This window comes from Streptomyces sp. NBC_00075, from assembly GCF_045041225.1.
Classification (GTDB): Bacteria; Actinomycetota; Actinomycetes; order Streptomycetales; family Streptomycetaceae; genus Streptomyces; species Streptomyces adonidis.
Genome location: NZ_CP108243.1, coordinates 1,702,146 through 1,720,524, shown reverse-complemented (window position 1 = coordinate 1,720,524; position 18,379 = coordinate 1,702,146). Strand labels below are relative to the sequence as shown.

Below are 18,379 nucleotides of genomic sequence, written 5' to 3'. Positions count from 1 at the left end.
GCGCGTGGCTGTGCGCCGGAGTGGAGCGGTGAAGACCAATTAGCGGATTGCCACACATCGCGACCGACCGGACCCGTACGGTGGTGGCGACGGCACAGATCTTGCGGAGCCGTGGGAAGAAGGGGCCTGCGCCATGGACCGTGGCACCGAGACGGGCGCGACTCCCGGCCGCGGGGCCGGGGAGGGCGCACCGGCGGAGCACGCCGCTGCGGGCCGTATCCCGTTGGCCGTGGTCGTCGTCGACCGCGAAGGCCTCGTCTCGCACTGGAGCCGGGGCGCCCGGCGTCTGTTCGGCGCGTCCAAGGAGGAGGCCCTCGGCCAGCCCGCCGTCGATCTGCTGCCCGTCTCCGGGGCGCTTCCCGACGACGGCGACGGCGATGGCGACGAGGACACCACGCCGTACGGCGCCCACCTGGCCGACGACGGCCTCGGACCCGACCTGGAGTCCTCCCTCGACGGCCGGCTGTCCTACCCGGCGTCGGGCCGGGCCCGCCTCACCGTGCCGGGGCGTGACCGCGTGGACGTCCTGTGGTGGGCGTACCCCCTGGTGGGCCCCGGCCATGGGCGCCTGCTGGTGCTGGCTGCCGACACCGACGTACTGCGCCAGGAGGACGACGAGATCGCCGTCGAGCGCATCGCGCCCGGCTTCGCCCTGCACACCAACTTCCCCGGCGCCGAGGAACTCGCCCGCAGGCTCCCCGAGATCCTGCCCAGCATGAGTGTCGGGGAAAGCGCCCGCATCGTCGCCCAGATCCTCGAACTGGGCTATCCCGTCCTGGAGTTCAGCCAGAACGACCTGGTGCCGGTCACCCCCGACTGGGGCGTGCCCCGGCGCACCGAGCGCAAGGCCCGCCGGGAGCGGGCGGCCCGCGCGGCGCAGGCCGGCGAACCCCTGCCCGAGGGCATCGAGGACGATGTCCAAGACCTCGAATACGCGGCCGTGCGCGAGCGACTGGAGTTCCTCAACGACGTCAGCGGACGCATCGGCACCTCGCTCGACCTGTCCCGCACGATCATCGAGGTCAGCAAGGCCGTCGTACCACGCTTCACGGACGTCGCGGGCACCTACCTGCGCGAACAGGTCGTCGCGGGCGAGGGGTTCCCCGACGGTGTGCCCGACACGACGACGATGTGGCACCGGGTCGCCCTCGAACACACCGACGAACCAGGGCGCTGGGACGACGTCGTACCGGTCGGCGAGGCCATGCCCTTCCCGGCACACACCCCGTTCTTCCAGTGCATGACCAGCGGTCAGCCCGTCCTCGTGCCGCGCATCAGCGAGCAGATGGGCCACATGATCGCCTCGCAGTTCGAGAAGCGCGACATCCGGCCGCTGATCACCGGCCGCTCCATGCTCGTCGTACCGCTGAAGGCACGCAACGTCGTCCTCGGCTTCATGATCCTGCTGCGGCACCCGGAGCGCGTCGAGTTCAACGACATGGACCGCGTCACCGGCGCCGAACTCGCCGCCCGCGCGGGCCTCGTGCTCGACAACGCGCGGATGTACACCTACCAGGAGAGCGTCGCCGAGACCCTCCAGGACAGCATGCTGCCGCACATCCCGCCGCGCATGGCGGGCTGCGACATCGCCACCCGCTATCTGCCCGGCACGCTCCTCGGCCGGGTCGGCGGCGACTGGTTCGACTCGGTGAAACTGCCGGGCGCCCGCACCGCGCTCGTCGTCGGCGACGTCATGGGACACGGCCTCAACTCAGCAGCGATGATGGGCCAGTTGCGTACGGCCGTCCAGACCATGGCCGCCATGGACATCCCGCCCGCCCAACTCCTGCGCAACCTCGACGACCTCGCCCAGCGCCTCGGCGACACCTACCTCGCGACCTGCCTCTACGCCGTCTACGACCCCATCGCGAGCGAGCTGCACATCGCCAACGCGGGCCACATCCCGCCCGTGCTGGTCCGTGCCGAGGACGGCGGCAGCGAACTGCTCGACCTGCCCACCGGTGCGCCCATCGGCGTCGGCGGAGTGCCCTTCGAGGCGGTACGCGTGCGCGTGCAGCCCGGCGACCGGCTCGTCATGTGCACCGACGGACTGGTCGAGGTGCGCGGGGAGGACATCGGCGTGGGCCTGGCGACCCTCTGCGAGTCCGCCGCCCACCCGGCCGCCTCCATGGACGACGCCTGCGACACCATCATCCGCGCCCTCAACACCGCCGGGGGCCGCAAGGACGACGTGGCGCTGCTGCTGGCCAGGCTCAACGGCATCGAACCCGACGACGTCGCCGAATGGCGGATCGGTCTCGACCCGGCCGAGGTCGGCCGGGCCCGTGCCGTGGTCCGCGAACAGCTCTACGACTGGGGCCTCGACAAGCTGGTGGACAGTGCCACGCTGCTGGTCGGCGAACTCGTCACCAACGCCGTACGGCACTCCCACGGGCGCCCGATCGAACTGCGGCTCGTGCGGGGCGAGACGCTGCTGTGCGAGGTGGACGACGACGATCACAGCCTGCCCACACTGCTCGACACCGAGCCCACGGCCGACTCCGGGCGCGGACTGAGAGTGGTGAGCACGCTGGCCCGGGAGTGGGGCACGAGCCGTACGGGCGCGGGCAAGACCGTGTGGTTCGAACTCACGTTGCCCCGACGGCGCTGACGCTCCGACCGGGGCGGCCACTGGGGCCGCTCCGGGATTGTCAGTGCCCTGTGTTTGGATTGATCGTGCCACGGGGTCGGGGGAGGCGTGCGAGACGCACACCGGCGTATACCTCTCGAACGAGCAGTGAAGGTATGCGCGGTGCGCTTGTCGGCGCAACCGGGGCGCGGTAGACCGAACTGGCCCGTCACCTCGGACGGGCCGCCGTCGCACCCTGGGGAGTTGGCCATGAGCGTGTCGAGTCGGTACAGGGAGTCCTGGGAGGGCTTCTGGCGCGAGGCTCCCCACGGACAGGGGGCCGTCTTCTGGGACTCGGAGCCGATGCTGACCGCGGGCCTCCACCTCGCCGTCTTCGAACCGCACATGGCGGACTTCGAGTTGCCCCTGCTGGACCTCGGCTGCGGCAACGGCACCCAGACCCGCTTCCTCACCGACCGCTTCACCCGCGTCATCGGCGCCGACCTCTCGCCCGCGGCCCTGGACCGCGCCCGCCGCGCCGACCCGGAGGCCGCCGCCGAGTACGAACTGCTCGACTGCGCCGAGAAGTCCGAGGTCGACGAACTGCACGCGAAGCTCGGCGACACCAACGTGTACATGCGCGGGGTGCTCCACCAGTGCGACGCCGACGACCGGCAGACCCTCGTCGACGGCATCGCCACCCTCGTCGGACGGCGCGGCCGGGCCTTCCTGGTCGAGTTGTCGCAGGACGCGCGCCCCATCCTGATGGGCCTCGCCGAGAGCCCCGAGGGCCCGCCGCCCAAGCTGCGCCCGATCCTCCAGCACGGCATCGCACCCGGCGAGGTGGCGGACTCGGCGGTGCCCGTGTACCTGGGCGCGGCGGGCCTGGAGATCCTCGCGAGCGGTCAACTCCCGCTCACGACGACGGAGTACACCTCGGAGGGAACACGGGTCGTGCTGCCGTCGAAGTGGGTGGTCGTGAAACGGGCCGACTGAGCCCGCCGTGCGGCGAGGATCGAGGGGTTCCTCGCTGACGACGGCCGTGGACGCGCTGGTCGTGCCGGACCCGGCACGCAGAAGCCCGGCATCCGCTGGACCGGCCTCCCGGCCTGTCTCTCAGGCCGTCGCACCCGTCGACAGGGCCCGAGCAGCCGTACGCCTCCCGAGGCCCCGGACGTACACGTTCGCTGCGGCCGACGTGCTGACGGGCGTCGGGCGGGCCTACGGTCGGGAGGGCGGGACCGCGATGTCGGGCACCGCCCGACCGCGCTCCGGGGTACCCCTGGAGCGCGACCGGATCGCCACGGACAAGGGAGCAGCCCCGCCATGACCCCTCCCGACACAGCCCTGGCGCCCGTCTCACCCGGTGTACGGACGATCACCCTGGACGCCGACGGGGTCGTCCTGTCCGCGCTGCTCCGCGAGCCCCGGACGCCGCCGCGCGCGGTGGTGGTCGCCCTGCACGGCGGCGGCATGAACGCCGGCTACTTCGACGGCCAGGCCCATCCCGATCTCTCCCTGCTGACCCAGGGCGCGAGCCTCGGCTACACGGTCCTGGCCCTGGACCGCCCCGGCTACCGGCACTCCGCCGCCCGTCTGCCCGAGGGACAGCACCTCGCCAGCCAGGCGCACTCCGTGCTCGCGGCGCTGGACGACTTCACCTCCCGCTACGACACCGGTGCCGGACTGTTCCTGCTGGCCCACTCCTACGGCGCCAAGGTGGCGCTGAGCGCCGCCGCGGACCCGGCCGCCCGGAACCTGCTGGGGCTGGACATCTCCGGCTGCGGCCATGTGTACGCCGTCGGCGGGCACGAACCGTTCGACCCGGCCGGTCCCGGACACCGGGTCAGGAACTGGGGGCCGCTGCGCCTGTACCCGCCGGACACCTTCCGCGCCAGCGCCTCGGTGGTGGCGCCCATGCCGCACCGGGAGCGGAGTGACGTGTCCCGCTGGCCGGAGCTGTTTCCCGGGATCGCCGCACGCGTGCGCGTGCCGGTGCGGATGACCTTCGCCGAGCACGAGGGCTGGTGGCGCCACGATCCGGAGACCCTGGCCGGGATGGCGGCCTGCTTCACCGGTTCCCCGCGCGTGGTCGTCGACCGGCAGCCGGACGCCGGCCACAACATCAGCCTCGGCTGGACGGCCCGCTCGTACCATCTGCGGGCCCACGCGTTTCTGGACGAGTGCCTGCCCCGGCAATGAGAGGGAGATTCACGACCCCCGAGCGGCCCTGGCACCGAGGTTCGCCGCCGCGTAATGTGACGCAGCGTGAAGATCCTCATCAGCGCCGACATGGAGGGCGCCACCGGCGTCACCTGGCCGGCCGATGTCCTGCCGGGCACTCCGCAGTGGGAGCGCTGCCGTTCGATGTTCACCTCGGACGTCAACGCCGCCGTCCTCGGCTTCTTCGACGGCGGCGCCGACGAGGTGCTGGTCAACGAGGCCCACTGGACCATGCGCAATCTGCTCCTGGAGCGGCTGGACGAGCGGGTCGAGATGCTCACGGGGCGCCACAAGTCGCTGTCCATGGTCGAAGGCGTACAGCACGGTGACGTCGACGGTATCGCCTTCGTCGGCTATCACGCGGGCGCCGGCATGGAGGGCGTCCTCGCCCACACCTACCTCGCCAACTCCATCACCGGCGTGTGGGTGAACGACGTACGCGCCAGCGAGGGGCTCCTCAACTCTCATGTGGTCGCCGAGTACGGCGTGCCGGTCGTCCTCGTCACCGGCGACGACCTCGCCTGTGAGGACGCGCTCGGATACGCGCCCGAGGCGCTGAAGGTCGCAGTCAAGGACCATGTGTCGCGGTACGCCGCCGTGTGCCGTACGCCCGCCAGGACCGCCGCCGACATCCGGGCCGCCGCGAAGGAGGCCGCCGCGCTGGCCGTACGGCACGAGCCCGTCGTCGGCGGGCCGTTCACCGTCGCGCTGGAGTTCGACGCCGAGCATCTCGCCATGGCCGCGACCGTCGTGCCCGGTGTGGCGCGGATCGGCGAGCGGAAGGTGGCGTACACCAGCGGCACAATGTACGAGGGAATTCGTACCTTCAAGGCGGTCACGACGATCGTCTCGGCCGCGGTGGAGGAGCAGTATGGCTGAGCAGCAGGCGCTCGACGAGGTGGTGTCGTTCACCTCGGATCTCATCCGGATCGACACGACCAACCACGGCGGCGGCGACTGCCGGGAGCGCCCCGCCGCCGAGTACGCCGCCGCGCTGCTCGCCGAGGCGGGCCTCGAACCCACGCTGCTCGAACGGACCAAGGGGCGCACCAACGTCGTCGCCCGGATCGAGGGCACCGACCCCACCGCCGACGCGCTGCTCGTGCACGGGCACCTGGACGTCGTACCCGCGCAGGCCGGCGACTGGAGCGTGCACCCCTTCTCCGGGGAGATCCGCGACGGCGTCGTCTGGGGGCGGGGCGCGGTCGACATGAAGAACATGGACGCGATGATCCTCGCCGTCGTCCGCGACTGGGCCCGGCAGGGCGTCAGACCCCGCCGGGACATCGTCGTCGCGTTCACCGCCGACGAGGAGGACAGCGCCGAGGACGGCTCCGAGTTCCTGGCCGCCGAACACCCCGGGCTGTTCGAGGGGTGCACCGAAGGCGTCGGCGAATCAGGGGCGTTCACCTTCCACGACGGCGCGGGACGGCAGCTGTATCCGATCGCCGCAGGTGAACGCGGCACGGGTTGGCTCAAGTTGACCGCTCGCGGACGCGCCGGGCACGGCTCGAAGGTCAACCACAGCAACGCCGTGACCCGTCTCGCCGCCGCCGTCGCCCGAATCGGCGCGTACGAGTGGCCACTTCGCCTCACTCCCACCGTCCGGGCGGCCCTCACCGAACTCGCCGCCCTGTACGGCATCGAACCCGACCTGGACGACGTCGACGGACTCCTCACCAAGCTCGGACCGGCCGCCCGGCTCGTCGAGGCGACCGTCCGCAACAGCGCCAACCCGACCATGCTGAACGCCGGTTACAAGGTCAACGTGATCCCCGGCGAGGCCGTCGCCTACGTCGACGGACGCTTCCTGTACGGCTGCGAGGACGAGTTCCGTACGACCCTCGACGAACTCACCGGTCCTGACGTCGCATGGGAGTTCCACCACCGCTCGGTGGCCGTGCAGGCGCCGGTGGACTCACCCACGTACGCCCAAATGAGGGCCGCCGTCGAGGAGTTCGCGCCCGAGGGGCATGTGGTGCCGTACTGCATGTCCGGTGGCACCGACGCCAAGCAGTTCTCGCGGCTCGGCATCACCGGCTACGGATTCGCGCCGCTCAGGCTTCCCGAGGGCTTCGACTACCAGGCACTCTTCCATGGTGTCGACGAGCGTGTCCCGGTCGAGGCGCTGCATTTCGGCGTCCGGGTTCTCGACCGGTTTCTGCGGACGGCCTGACCAGTGGGGGAGACAGTGCAGACACTGCCGTACGGATCATGGCCTTCGCCCATCGACGCGGCACTGGCCGCCGAGCACGACGGGTCCCCGGAGTACGTGGGGTTCGTCGGCGACGAGGCCTGGTGGACCGAGCCCCGGCCCACCGAGGGCGGTCGGCGCACCCTGGTGCGGCGGCGCGTGGACGGCTCCCAGGAGCAGGTCCTGGACGCGCCGTGGAACGTGCGCAGCCGGGTCATGGAGTACGGCGGGCATCCGTGGGCGGGGGCGGTGCGCGACGGCGGCTCGGTGGTCGTGTTCGTCAACTTCGCCGACCAGCGGCTGTACTGCCTGGAGGAGGGGCAAGAGCCGCGCCCGCTCACGCCGTTGTCCTCGGTCGGGGGCGGACTGCGGTGGGTGGAGCCGCAGTTGCGGCTCGAACTCGGCGGAGTCTGGTGCGTACTGGAGGAGTTCACCGGCGACGGGCCCACCGATGTGCGGCGGGTGCTCGCCGCCGTGCCGCTCGACGGATCGGCGGCCGACGACCGGGACGCCGTACGCGAACTCACCGACGACCGGCACCGGTTCGTCACCGGGCCCCGGATCTCGCCCGACGGACGGCGCGCGGCCTGGCTCGCCTGGGACCATCCGCGGATGCCCTGGGACGGCACCGAGCTGGTCCTCGCCGATGTGGGTGACGGCGGCACGCTGAGCGGTGCCCGGACCGTCGCCGGCGGGCCCGAGGAGTCGATCGCGCAGGTGGACTGGGCGGGCGACGGAGCGCTGCTGTACGTCAGCGACCGCTCCGGCTGGTGGAACCTGTACCGCGACGACGTGCCCGTGTGCCCCCGGCCGGAGGAGTTCGGCGGGGCGCTGTGGAAGGTCGGGCAGCGCTGGTTCGCACCGCTGGAGGGCGGTCTCGTCGCCGTCGTGCACGGGCGCGGGGCGACCGCTCTCGGCGTACTGGACACCGAGACCGGCGACGTCGTCGACGCGGCGGGACCCTGGACCGAGTTCGGGTCCACCCTCGCCGTGCACGGGGAGCGGGTCGTCGCCGTCGGGGCCAGCCCGCGCAGCGCGTACGAGGTCGTCGAACTGGACACCCGTACCGGACGGGCCCGGGTGATCGGCGCCGCCCATCACGACCCGGTCGACCCCGTGCACTATCCCGAGCCGCAGATCCGCACCTTCACCGGCCCCGAGGGCCGGGACATCCACGCGCACATCTACCCGCCCCACCACCCCGGGTACAGGGCGCCCGCCGACGAACTGCCCCCGTACGTCGTGTGGGCGCACGGCGGGCCGACCGGGCGGGCGCCGCTCGTGCTCGACCTGGAGATCGCCTACTTCACCTCGCGCGGCATCGGCGTCGCCGAGATCAACTACGGCGGCTCGACCGGGCACGGGCGCGAGTACCGCAACCGGCTGCGCGAGCAGTGGGGCGTCGTCGACGTCGAGGACTGCGCGGCCGTCGCGCTCGCCCTCGCCGACGAGGGCACCGCCGACCGCGCCCGGCTCGCCGTCCGCGGCGGCAGCGCGGGCGGCTGGACCGCGGCGGCCTCCCTCACCGGCACCGACGTCTACGCCTGCGGCACGATCCTCTACCCCATCCTCGACCTGGCCGGCTGGGGCTCCGGGGAGACCCACGACTTCGAGTCGCAGTACCTGGAGACCCTCGTCGGCCCGCTCGCCGAGGTCCCTGGCCGCTATCTCGAACGCTCGCCCGCCGAGCACGCCGCCGACATCACCGCGCCCTTCCTGCTTCTGCAAGGACTGGACGACGTGATCTGCCCGCCCGTGCAGTGCGAGCGGTTCCTCGCCCGGCTCGCGGCGGAGGGACGGCAGGTGCCGCACCGGTACATCGCGTTCGAGGGGGAGGGGCACGGATTCCGGCGGGCGGACACGACCGTACGCGTCCTGGAGTCCGAACTCTCCCTGTACGCACAGGTCTTCGGCCTGAACCCGCCCGGCATCCCGACTCTGGAACTCACCAAGTGAAGCCACTGGTACGGCCGTTGAGGCTGGCCCCCGGCGCTCGTGTGGCCGTCGTCGCGCCCAGCGGGCCCGTGCGCGAGGAGCGGTTGCAGGCCGGGCTCGACATCCTGCGCGGCTGGGATCTCGACCCCGTCGTCGCACCCCATGTCCTGGACCGGCACGGGGAGTTCGACTATCTCGCGGGTACGGACGCCGACCGGGCCGCCGACTTCCAGACCGCCTGGTGCGACCCCACGGTCGACGCGATGATCTGCGCCCGCGGTGGCTACGGCGCGCAGCGCATGGTCGACCTGCTCGACTGGGACGCACTGCGGGCGGCCGGGCCCAAGGTGTTCGTCGGCTTCAGCGACATCACCGCGTTGCACGAGGCGTTCGCGGTCCGCCTGGGCCTCGCCACCCTGCACGGACCGGCGGCGTCCGGCGTCGACTTCGTCAAGAACACGCGGGCACAGGAGCATCTGCGGGCCACGCTGTTCGATCCTGAGTCGGTACGGGTCATCGGCGCGTCGGCTGGTTCCGCGCTGGTGCCCGGGCGGGCCCGGGGTGTCACTCTCGGCGGCTGCCTGGCCATGCTCACCAGCGACCTGGGCACGCGGCACGCCCGGCCCGGTGCGCGTGGCGGGCTGCTCATGATCGAGGACGTGGGGGAGAGCGCGTACCGCGTCGACCGCGCCCTCACCCAGCTCCTGCGCGCGGGCTGGCTCGACGGCGTCGCCGGGATCGCCCTCGGCTCGTGGGAGCGGTGCGGTCCGTACGAGGTGCTGCGTGCGGTGTTCGCCGACCGGCTCGGCGGGCTCGGGGTGCCGGTGCTGGAGGGGTTCGGGTTCGGGCACTGCGAAGGGGCGCTGACGATCCCGTTCGGGGTGGCCGCCGAGCTGGACGCTGACGCGGGGACGCTCACGCTGGAGGAACCGGCGCTGCGGTGAGGTGAGCTGCGGCGAGGTGAGCGGGCGTCGGCCTTCGGTGTGCCCTCACCCGTCCGGCGTATCTCCGGGCGCGCGGGAAGCCCCGGATCGGCCCATGCTGGCTGTATGAGCCCGAAGACCTCCGAGAGCGGCGGCAAGGCCGGTGGTCCCCGGGGGCTGCTCACGCCCACCAGGGTCGCCGTCGGGGCGCTCGCCCTGCTCGCCCTGATCTTCATCTTCGAGAACACCCGCGCCACCGAGATCCGGCTGCTGATCCCCGAGGTGACCATGCCGCTGTGGATGGCGCTGCTCGGCACGGCGGTCATCGGCGCCCTCTGCGGGGCCTACTTCATGCGGCGCCGACAGTAGGAAAGAGCGCAGGTGGGGGCGGTGAACAGGCGGCTCGCGTAAGGTGTCCGGGTGTCTGAGCGCCATGGATTTCTCGCCGAAGGGCCCCGCGTGGGCATACGCCCGTTCACCTACGAGGACGGTGCCGAGTTCATCGCCCGGGTGCGGGAGAGCAGGGAGCTGCACCATCCCTGGCTGGCGCCGCCGGCGAGTCCGGACGCGTATGCGGCGTACGCCGGGCGACTGATCGAGGACCCGACCAAGGCGGGGTTCCTCGTGTGCGAGAAGGACGACGGCGGTGCCGTCGCGGGGTTCATCAACATCAACAACATCGTCCAGGGCGGCTTTCTGTGCGGGGCCCTCGGATACGGGGCCTTCGCGCACGCGGCCGGGCGGGGACTGATGGGCGAGGGGCTCGATCTCGTCGTGCGGTACGCGTTCGGGCCGCCGCTGCGGCTGCATCGCCTGGAGATCAACGTGCAGCCCGGCAACACCGCGTCGATCGCCCTCGCGCGGCGCTGCGGGTTCCGGCTGGAGGGGTTCTCGCCGGACTTCCTGTACATCGACGGGGCCTGGCGGGACCACGAGCGGTGGGCTGTCACGTCGGACATGCTGAAGGGCTGAGCGGTTCGTTCACTGCGGCCCGGTGGGGGCTGGTCGCGCAGTTCCCCGCGCCCCTTTGGGGGCGCGATCAGGTTGCCGCCTGTGTGAACGCGCGGGTTCGGCCGTGCAGGGCGCACGACGTTTGGGGGCTCCGGCCAGGGGGACGCGGAAGGTTCCGTACGCGCGACATCGCCGGAGGCGAAACGTGAGTCGACCCCGCATCCTGATCGTCGGTGCCGGCTTCGCCGGGTACCGGACGGCCCGTAGTCTGGCCCGGCTGACCCGGCAGAAGGCCGACATCACGCTGCTGAACCCGACCGACCACTTTCTGTATCTGCCCCTGCTGCCCCAGGTCGCCACCGGTGTCCTGGAACCCCGCCGGGTCACCGTCTCCCTCCCCGGCACGCTCCGCGATGTGCGTCTGGTGCTCGGCGAGGCCGAGGCCGACGGCATCGATCTCGACGCGCGCACCGTGCGCTACACCGACCCCGAGGGCGGACACGGCACCCTCGGCTACGACCGGCTCGTCCTCGCCGTCGGCAGCGTCAACAAGCTGCTGCCCGTGCCCGGCGTCGCCGAGAACGCGCACGGCTTCCGGGGACTGCCCGAGGCGCTGTATCTGCGCGACCACGTGACCCGGCAGATCGAGCTGGCGGCCACCGCCGACGACCCCAAGAGCTGCGCCGCCCGCTGTACGTTCGTGGTGGTCGGCGCCGGCTACACCGGAACCGAAGTCGCCGCGCACGGACAGCTGTTCACCGAGGCGCTGGTCCGTAAGCAGCCCTTGCGCGAAGGCCTGCGGCCACGCTGGCTGCTCCTCGACATCGCACCGCGTGTCCTGCCCGAGCTGGACGAGAAGCTGTCGCGCACCGCCGACCGGGTGCTGCGGCAACGGGGCATCGACGTCCGCACCGGAACCTCCGTGAAGGAGGCCACCGACGGTGGAGTCCTGTTGTCCGACGGGGAGTTCGTCGAGTCGCGCACCCTGGTGTGGTGTGTCGGGGTTCGGCCCGATCCTCTTGTCGAGAGCATCGGCTCGCCCCTGGAGCGCGGGCGGCTGATCGTCGACCCGTACCTCCAAGTGCCGGGCCACCACGAGGTGTTCGCGTGCGGTGACGCCGCCGCCGTGCCCGATCTGAACAATCCCGGGCAGTTCGCGGGGATGACGGCCCAACATGCCTGGCGGCAGGGCAAGGTCGCGGCCCGCAATGTCGCCGCCTCGCTCGGAATCGGCTCCCGCCGCGCCTACCGCCACCGTGACCTGGGGTTCGTCGTCGATCTGGGCGGGGTCAAGGCCGCCGCCAACCCGCTCGGCGTCTCCCTGTCCGGGCCGCTCGCCGGTGCGGTCACCCGCGGCTACCACCTCGCGGCGATGCCCGGAAACCGGGTGCGTGTCGCGGCCGACTGGCTGCTGGACGCCGTACTGCCGCGCCAGGGCGTGCAGTTGGGGCTCGTACGGTCCTGGTCGGTGCCACTGGACACGGCGTCGCCGGAGCTGGCACGGGTGCCGGAACAGCCCTCGGGGCAGGCTCCGGAACAGCCCGAGGCAACGTCCGAGGCAACGGAAGGAAAGTCGTGAAAACCCTCGAACCCCTGCACAGCGCCGCCGAACTCGCCGAGCTGGGACAGCAGTTGCGCGTCGACAGCGTCCGAGCCGCCGACGCCGCGGGCTCCGGGCATCCGACCTCGTCCATGTCCGCCGCCGACCTGATGGCCGTGCTCCTGGCCCGTCACCTCCGCTACGACTTCGACCGCCCGGCCCACCCCGGCAACGACCGCTTCGTCCTCTCCAAGGGACACGCCTCGCCGCTGCTCTACGCCGCCTACAAGGCGGTCGGGGCCATCGACGACGCCGAGCTGCTCACCTTCCGTACGCTCGGCAGCCGGCTCGAAGGGCATCCGACGCCCCGAAGGCTGCCTTGGGTCGAGACGGCCACCGGGTCGCTCGGCCAGGGGCTGCCCGTCGGCGTCGGGATCGCGCTGGCCGGCAAGCGGCTCGACCGCACCGGGTACCGCGTGTGGGTGCTGTGCGGGGACAGCGAGCTGGCCGAGGGCTCGGTGTGGGAGGCCGCCGAGCACGCCTCGTACGAGCATCTCGACAACCTCGTCGCCGTCGTCGACGTCAACCGGCTGGGGCAGCGCGGGCCGACCCGGCACGGGCACGATCTCGACGCGTACGCCCGCCGGTTCAAGGCCTTCGGCTGGCACACCGTCGAGATCGACGGACACGACGTCGAGGCCGTCGACCGTGCCTACGCCGAGGCCGAGTCCACGACCGGGCAGCCCGTCGTGATCCTCGCCCGCACTCTCAAGGGCAAGGGCGTCGCCTCCGTCGAGGACCGCGAGGGACTGCACGGCAAACCGCTGCCGGACGCCGACGAGGCGATCGCCGAACTCGGCGGCCGACGCGACCTGCGCGTCCGCCCGCCCGAGCCGCGCGCAGCCCGCGCCCTGCACGCCGTACGCGCCGGACACCTCGAACTGCCCCGCTGGGACAGGGGAGACGAGGTCGCCACCCGGGACGCCTACGGGCAGGCGCTCGCCGCGCTCGGCCACGCGCGGGGCGATGTCGTGGCCCTCGACGGCGAGGTGAGCGACTCGACGCGCGCCGAGGCCTTCGCCAAGGAGTTCCCCGACCGGTTCTTCGAGTGCTACATCGCCGAACAGCAACTGGTCGGCGCCGCCGTCGGGTTGGCGGCGCGCGGGTGGATCCCGTACGTGTCGACGTTCGCCGCCTTCCTGACCCGCGCGCACGACTTCCTGCGGATGGCCGCGGTCAGCGGGGCCCGGATCAACGTCGTCGGCTCGCACGCCGGCGTCGCCATCGGGCAGGACGGGCCCTCCCAGATGGGCCTGGAGGACCTGGCGATGTTCCGTACGCTGTACGGCTCGACGGTGCTGTATCCGTGCGACGCCCACCAGACCGCACAGCTCGTCGCCACGATGGCAGGCCTCGACGGCATCGCGTATCTGCGCACCTCACGCGGCGGGACACCGGGTCTGTACGGGCCCGGCGAGGAGTTCCCCGTCGGCGGCAGCAAGGTGCTGCGCACCGCCGGGCGCGAGGACCGGCTGACGGTGGTCGCGGCGGGCGTGACCGTCCACGAGGCCCTGGCCGCCGCCGACGCGCTCGGCGCCCAGGGCATCCCGGTCCGGGTCGTCGACCTGTACTCCGTCAAGCCCGTCGACCAGGTCACCCTGCGCCGGGCCGCCGAGGAGACCGGCTGTCTGCTCACCGTCGAGGACCACCGCGAGGAGGGCGGCATCGGCGACGCGGTCCTCGACGCCTTCCTCGACGGACGGCCCATGCCCCGTCTGGTACGCCTCGCCGTCCGGACGATGCCCGGCTCGGCGACGCCCGACGAGCAGCTGCACGCCGCGGGCATCGACGCCGACTCGATCGTGGCGGCGGGTCGGCTGCTCGTGGAGGAAGCGATCACGCCGTGAGGACGAGGAGACCCCCATGACCGGACTGCGGTACGTGTACGCCGTCTGCCGTCCCTTCGACGCGGCCCTCCAGGCCCAGTTGACGGGGGTCGCGGGTGTCCCGCCGAGACTGCTCACCCATCACGGCCTGGTCGCCGTCGTCAGCACGGTGCCGGAGGCGGACTTCGCCGAGGAGCCGCTCCGGCGTCGGACGGACGACGGCGACCGGGCCCACCACGCCGTGATCGACGCGCTGACCGCCGTCACGACCCCGCTGCCACTACGGCCCGCCACCGTCTTCCGGGACGACAGCGCCGTACGCGTGATGATCGAGGAACGCGAGGACGACTTCCGGCGCGCTCTCGACCGGTTTTCCGGGCGGGTGGAGTGGCGCGTGAAGGCGTATCTCGAAGACCGTGAAAAAGGCGACGAGAGGGACGCCGAGGCGTTCGTCGGCCGACTGCACCGCGTTCTTTCCCGGCACGCTGAAGACCACCGGCTGTACGCGTCGCCGAATGCGCTGCTCGACGCGGCCTATCTGGTCACGCGTGAGGAATCCGAACAATTCGTGGAACTCGTCGACCGGACAAACAGTGACGTCGACGGTCCGAGGGTCGAACTCACCGGGCCCTGGGCCGTCTACTCCTTCTGTGGGAGCAGCACAGGGTGTGGCCCGAGGGCCTGAACCAGGTCCTCGGGCCACAACTTCTCTGTCAATTTCTCTGTCGATACCGGCTACCAGCGATACCAGCGGCCCCTTGCGCCGCCCGCACCCGTGCCCCGCACCAGGAATCCCAGTAGCCAGACGACAAGGACGATCAGCGCGATCCACCAGAGTATCTTCACCGCGAATCCGGCACCGAAGAGAATCAGGGCCAGAAGCAGTACGAGCAGAATGGGAACCATAGTGTGAACCTCCTGCACACCGGGTTTCCAGAAATCCACGACTCAGACATCTGGCGGGTGAATCAGACCGCCTTTCGGCAGAGAATCTCGCCGTGCGGCACGGTGAACCAGGCATCTTCCCGGCGTCCCCACTCCCGCCACGCCTCCGACACCGCCCGCAGCTGCTCCACGGTCGCGAGGCCGCCCTCCGTGGCCCGGTCCGCGTACGCCGACGCCAGTGTCCGGTCCGCCCACAGACCGCTCCACCAGGCGATCTCGTCGGTGTCCGCGAATGTCCACGTACTGGACGTGGCCGTGATGTCCGTGAGACCGGCCCGCAGCGCCCAGGACTTCAGCCGGCGCCCCGCGTCCGGCTCGCCCCCGTTGGCGCGGGCCACCCGCCGGTACAGGTCCAGCCAGTCGTCCAGGCCCGCCGACTCCGGATACCAGGCCATGGCCCGGTAGTCCCCGTCGCGGACGGCGATGTACCCGCCCGGCTTGGTGACCCGGTGCATCTCGCGCAGCGCGCGCACCGGGTCGCCCACGTGCTGGAGCACCTGATGGGCGTGGACCACACAGAACGTGTCGTCCGGGAAGTCCAGCGCGTGGACGTCCGCGACCGCGAACTCGACGTTGCCGAGGCCCCGTTCGGCCGCCGTGGCCCTGGCCTGGTCCAGGATGCCCGGCGCCCGGTCGACGCCGGTGACATGGCCGTCGGGGACCAGTTCGGCCAGGTCGGCGGTGATCGTGCCCGGGCCGCAGCCGATGTCCAGGATCCGCATGTGCGGCTTCAGCGAACCGAGGAGGTACGCGGCCGAGTTGGCGGCGGTGCGCCAGGTGTGCGAGCGGAGCACGGACTCGTGGTGCCCGTGCGTGTAGACGGCGGTCTCCTGCGGCTGCGACTTGGACATGACCGTGCCCCTTCTCGTCTTCTCGGCTCGTTCTCCTTCACCGTACGCAGCCGTGCCGAATAATGAGACCCGCGTCTTGGGATGTGGACAACCGGCGGTCAGTTCCGGCCGAGCGGGCGGTAGACCGTCAGCGCCTCCGGGAGCTTTTCGAGCGTCACCCCGCCCGTCACCTCCGTGACTTCGCCGTCGTACGCGAGGAGGGTCCCCGGCGTCACGTCGTCCACGTGGAGACGGTGGACCCGGACACCCGCGTGGGCGGGGGAGCGGGTCAGCGGGCCCGCAACGGCCGCCGCCAGGAGGCGCAGCGCGGGCCGTCGGCCGCCGTGCACCACCCGTACGTCGAGCCGCCCGTCCGCCAGGTCGAGCCGGCGGGCCGGTACGAGGCCCAGGCGGTGGTAGGTGCCGTTACCCGCGAAGAGCAGCCACAACGGGTGTGTACCGCCCCGGAACCGGGCCTCCAGGGGATGACTGTCGGTGCGCAGGACACGTGCCGCCGCGACCACCCCGGCCGGCCAGCCGCCGATCCGGTCCGACCAGCGCTCACGCTCGCGCACCAGCTCCGGATAGACGCCCAGGCTGCACGTGTTGAGGAAGACGCCCTCCTGCTCCCCGGACCGGAACCGGCCCACGTCCACCCGCACCGCCTCGCCCTGCCGCACCGCCCGGCCGACGTCCCGGACGTCCGCTACCCCCAGGTCGAGCGCGAAGTGGTTGAGCGTGCCGCCGGGCAGGACCACGAGCGGCTTGCCGTGGCGCAGGGCGACCTCGGCGGCCGTGTTCACCGTGCCGTCGCCGCCGCACACCCCGAGCACCTGACAGCGGGCCGCCGCCTTCTCCAGCTCGTCCCGTACGTCCTGCGGCGCGCACTCCACGATCTCCGCCAGCGGCAGTACGTCACCCAGCGCGCGGGCCCGGTCGGCGGTGGCCGCCGCCGTGTTCGCCACCAGGATCAGCCCCTCGCCGTCCGGCAGCGCAGGAGCCGTCGCGTGCGGCGGGCCCGGGGGCGTGGACCGGTCGCGGGTCGGCACCAGCCCCCGTACGGCGAACGCGGCGCCCGCGCCCAGGACCGCGCCCGCCAGGACGTCACTGGGGAAGTGGACGCCGGTGTACACCCGGGACATCGCCACCGAGAAGGCGACCGGCGCCACCACCGCCCCGAGGCCCCGGGACTCCAGGGCGACCCCGGTCGCGAAGGCCGCCGCCGACGCCGCGTGACCGGACGGGAACGACGTGGTGATCGGCTGCCGCTTCAGCTGCCTGACCAGCGGTACGGGGTCCAGTACGGGGCGTGGACGGCGTACCGAGCGCTTGCCGACCGTGTTGATCGTCGCGGAGGCCACCGCGAGGGAGGCCAGGCCCCGGACGGCGGCCCGGCGCGCCCTGGGGCTCCCGGTGGCCGCCAGCGCCGCCGCCGTCGCCATCCACAGGACGCCGTGGTTCGCGCTGCGGCTCAGCCTCGGCAGGACGCGTTCGGCGCCCGGCCAGTGCCGGGTGGCGGCGGTCTCGAACAGCCGGAAGTCGAGATTCAGCAGGTTCTTGCGCAGGGCGTGCCGGCCGGGCAGGGGGACGGTGAGGTCGATGTCTGCGGTCATGACGCTCTGGGTACCCTGAAGTGAGCCCTTTTGTCTTGTCGAACGCGTCGGTTGTACGTGTTGTGGGGCTTGTCGCAAGTGTCGTAGGGCGAGAGGAAAACCCGTATGCGTCTGCTCCTCATCCGGCACGGTCAGACCCCGTCGAACGTGTTGTATCTGCTGGACACCGCAGTTCCGGGGGCCGCACTGACCGAGCTGGGGGAGCGGCAGGCCGCCGCCCTGCCGGAGGCGCTCGCGGGTGAGGACATCGACGCGCTGTACGCGTCCACCCTGATCCGTACGCAGCTGACCGCTGCCCCGCTGGCCGGGGCGCGTGGCCTGGAGATCCTGGTGCGGGACGGGATCCGGGAGGTGGCCGCCGGGGACCTGGAGATGCGGGGGGACGCCGAGGCGGCGGACCTGTACATGACCACCGTGTTCGCTTGGGCGGGCGGTGACACGGAGCTGCGCATGCCGGGTGGGGAGAACGGGGTCGAGGCGCTCGGGCGGTTCGACGCGGTGGTGGCGGAGGCCGCCGGGAGTGGGGCCGGCACCGTCGCGATGGTCAGTCATGGCGCCGCGGTCCGGATGTGGGCGGCGGCCCGGGCGGACAATGTCGACGTGGCTTTCGCTGCCGAGCATCGGCTCGACAACACCGGTGTGGTCGTGCTGGAGGGGTCGCCGGTGGATGGGTGGAAGGCGGTGTCCTGGGCGGGGGCGGTGTTGGCTGCGGTTGGCTCCGCCGGGTAGGCGGTTTTTTGGCTGCGGGCCGGTGGGGGCTTGTCGCGCAG

Annotated in this window: 16 protein-coding genes; 13 read left to right on the top strand and 3 right to left on the bottom strand. The window is 72.0% G+C overall.

Annotation, left to right across the window (positions count from 1 at the left end; all coding sequences use genetic code 11):
• The first annotated feature begins 133 nt into the window (after positions 1-133).
• From OG787_RS07380 to OG787_RS07325, 12 genes are all read left to right on the top strand, one after another.
• Positions 134-2,611 (top strand): SpoIIE family protein phosphatase, encoded by a 2,478-nt coding sequence (locus OG787_RS07380; RefSeq protein ID WP_405534622.1) that lies wholly within the window; start codon positions 134-136, stop codon positions 2,609-2,611.
• A gap of 228 nt (positions 2,612-2,839) precedes the next feature.
• Positions 2,840-3,565 (top strand): class I SAM-dependent methyltransferase, encoded by a 726-nt coding sequence (locus tag OG787_RS07375; protein ID WP_369031309.1) that lies wholly within the window; start codon positions 2,840-2,842, stop codon positions 3,563-3,565.
• A 330-nt stretch (positions 3,566-3,895) separates the two neighbouring features.
• A complete protein-coding gene (locus OG787_RS07370; RefSeq protein WP_405534621.1) occupies positions 3,896-4,771 on the top strand; it encodes an alpha/beta hydrolase in 876 nt (291 codons plus the stop codon).
• Positions 4,772-4,837: 66 nt separating this feature from the next.
• Positions 4,838-5,671 (top strand): M55 family metallopeptidase, encoded by an 834-nt coding sequence (locus OG787_RS07365; protein WP_369031307.1) that lies wholly within the window; start codon positions 4,838-4,840, stop codon positions 5,669-5,671.
• The gene (locus OG787_RS07360) at positions 5,664-6,968 is read left to right on the top strand and encodes a M20/M25/M40 family metallo-hydrolase (RefSeq protein ID WP_405534620.1); all 1,305 of its coding nucleotides are present in this window, start codon (positions 5,664-5,666) and stop codon (positions 6,966-6,968) included. The genes OG787_RS07365 and OG787_RS07360 overlap by 8 nt, the downstream gene beginning before the upstream one ends.
• Positions 6,969-6,983: 15 nt before the next feature.
• A complete protein-coding gene (locus OG787_RS07355) occupies positions 6,984-8,942 on the top strand; it encodes a prolyl oligopeptidase family serine peptidase (RefSeq protein ID WP_405540438.1) in 1,959 nt (652 codons plus the stop codon).
• A complete protein-coding gene (locus tag OG787_RS07350; protein WP_369031304.1) occupies positions 8,939-9,865 on the top strand; it encodes an LD-carboxypeptidase in 927 nt (308 codons plus the stop codon). The genes OG787_RS07355 and OG787_RS07350 overlap by 4 nt, the downstream gene beginning before the upstream one ends.
• Positions 9,866-9,970: 105 nt before the next feature.
• A complete protein-coding gene (locus OG787_RS07345) occupies positions 9,971-10,213 on the top strand; it encodes a DUF1049 domain-containing protein (protein WP_369031303.1) in 243 nt (80 codons plus the stop codon).
• A 51-nt stretch (positions 10,214-10,264) separates the two neighbouring features.
• On the top strand, positions 10,265-10,816 hold the full coding sequence (locus tag OG787_RS07340) for a GNAT family N-acetyltransferase (RefSeq protein WP_405534619.1): 552 nt from the start codon (positions 10,265-10,267) through the stop codon (positions 10,814-10,816).
• A gap of 184 nt (positions 10,817-11,000) precedes the next feature.
• Positions 11,001-12,374, top strand: coding sequence for an NAD(P)/FAD-dependent oxidoreductase (locus tag OG787_RS07335; RefSeq protein WP_405534618.1), 1,374 nt, complete (start codon positions 11,001-11,003; stop codon positions 12,372-12,374).
• Positions 12,371-14,242, top strand: a complete 1,872-nt coding sequence (locus OG787_RS07330) for a transketolase (RefSeq protein ID WP_369031300.1) — start codon at positions 12,371-12,373, stop codon at positions 14,240-14,242. The genes OG787_RS07335 and OG787_RS07330 overlap by 4 nt, the downstream gene beginning before the upstream one ends.
• Before the next feature lie 16 nt (positions 14,243-14,258).
• Complete coding sequence (locus OG787_RS07325) at positions 14,259-14,906, top strand: GvpL/GvpF family gas vesicle protein (RefSeq protein ID WP_369031299.1); 648 nt, start codon at positions 14,259-14,261, stop codon at positions 14,904-14,906.
• Between the two features lie 50 nt (positions 14,907-14,956).
• Here OG787_RS07325 and OG787_RS07320 read toward each other — a convergent pair whose 3' ends face one another.
• The 3 genes from OG787_RS07320 to OG787_RS07310 all read right to left on the bottom strand — a co-directional run bounded on the left by OG787_RS07320 (position 14,957) and on the right by OG787_RS07310 (position 17,609).
• A complete protein-coding gene (locus tag OG787_RS07320) occupies positions 14,957-15,127 on the bottom strand; it encodes a hydrophobic protein (RefSeq protein ID WP_235473873.1) in 171 nt (56 codons plus the stop codon).
• Positions 15,128-15,189: 62 nt separating this feature from the next.
• Complete coding sequence (locus OG787_RS07315) at positions 15,190-16,017, bottom strand: class I SAM-dependent methyltransferase (RefSeq protein ID WP_369031298.1); 828 nt, start codon at positions 16,015-16,017, stop codon at positions 15,190-15,192.
• 98 nt (positions 16,018-16,115) lie between these two features.
• Entirely contained in the window at positions 16,116-17,609 is a 1,494-nt protein-coding gene (locus tag OG787_RS07310; protein WP_405534617.1) for a bifunctional phosphatase PAP2/diacylglycerol kinase family protein, read from the bottom strand.
• A 105-nt stretch (positions 17,610-17,714) separates the two neighbouring features.
• Between OG787_RS07310 and OG787_RS07305 the strand changes: the two genes are divergently transcribed.
• Positions 17,715-18,338: a histidine phosphatase family protein gene (locus OG787_RS07305; protein WP_405534616.1), complete on the top strand. Its 624-nt coding sequence runs from the start codon at positions 17,715-17,717 to the stop codon at positions 18,336-18,338.
• Positions 18,339-18,379 lie beyond the last annotated feature (41 nt).

What these genes read in the sequence shown, in the direction of transcription:
- OG787_RS07380 (WP_405534622.1), top strand. Translation starts at nt 134, where the DNA reads ATGGACCGTGGCACCGAGACGGGCGCGACTCCCGGCCGCGGGGCCGGG.
- OG787_RS07375 (WP_369031309.1), top strand. Translation starts at nt 2,840, where the DNA reads ATGAGCGTGTCGAGTCGGTACAGGGAGTCCTGGGAGGGCTTCTGGCGC.
- OG787_RS07370 (WP_405534621.1), top strand. Translation starts at nt 3,896, where the DNA reads ATGACCCCTCCCGACACAGCCCTGGCGCCCGTCTCACCCGGTGTACGG.
- OG787_RS07360 (WP_405534620.1), top strand. Translation starts at nt 5,664, where the DNA reads ATGGCTGAGCAGCAGGCGCTCGACGAGGTGGTGTCGTTCACCTCGGAT.
- OG787_RS07345 (WP_369031303.1), top strand. Translation starts at nt 9,971, where the DNA reads ATGAGCCCGAAGACCTCCGAGAGCGGCGGCAAGGCCGGTGGTCCCCGG.
- OG787_RS07325 (WP_369031299.1), top strand. Translation starts at nt 14,259, where the DNA reads ATGACCGGACTGCGGTACGTGTACGCCGTCTGCCGTCCCTTCGACGCG.
- OG787_RS07320 (WP_235473873.1), bottom strand. Translation starts at nt 15,127, where the DNA reads ATGGTTCCCATTCTGCTCGTACTGCTTCTGGCCCTGATTCTCTTCGGT.
- OG787_RS07315 (WP_369031298.1), bottom strand. Translation starts at nt 16,017, where the DNA reads ATGTCCAAGTCGCAGCCGCAGGAGACCGCCGTCTACACGCACGGGCAC.
- OG787_RS07310 (WP_405534617.1), bottom strand. Translation starts at nt 17,609, where the DNA reads ATGACCGCAGACATCGACCTCACCGTCCCCCTGCCCGGCCGGCACGCC.
- OG787_RS07305 (WP_405534616.1), top strand. Translation starts at nt 17,715, where the DNA reads ATGCGTCTGCTCCTCATCCGGCACGGTCAGACCCCGTCGAACGTGTTG.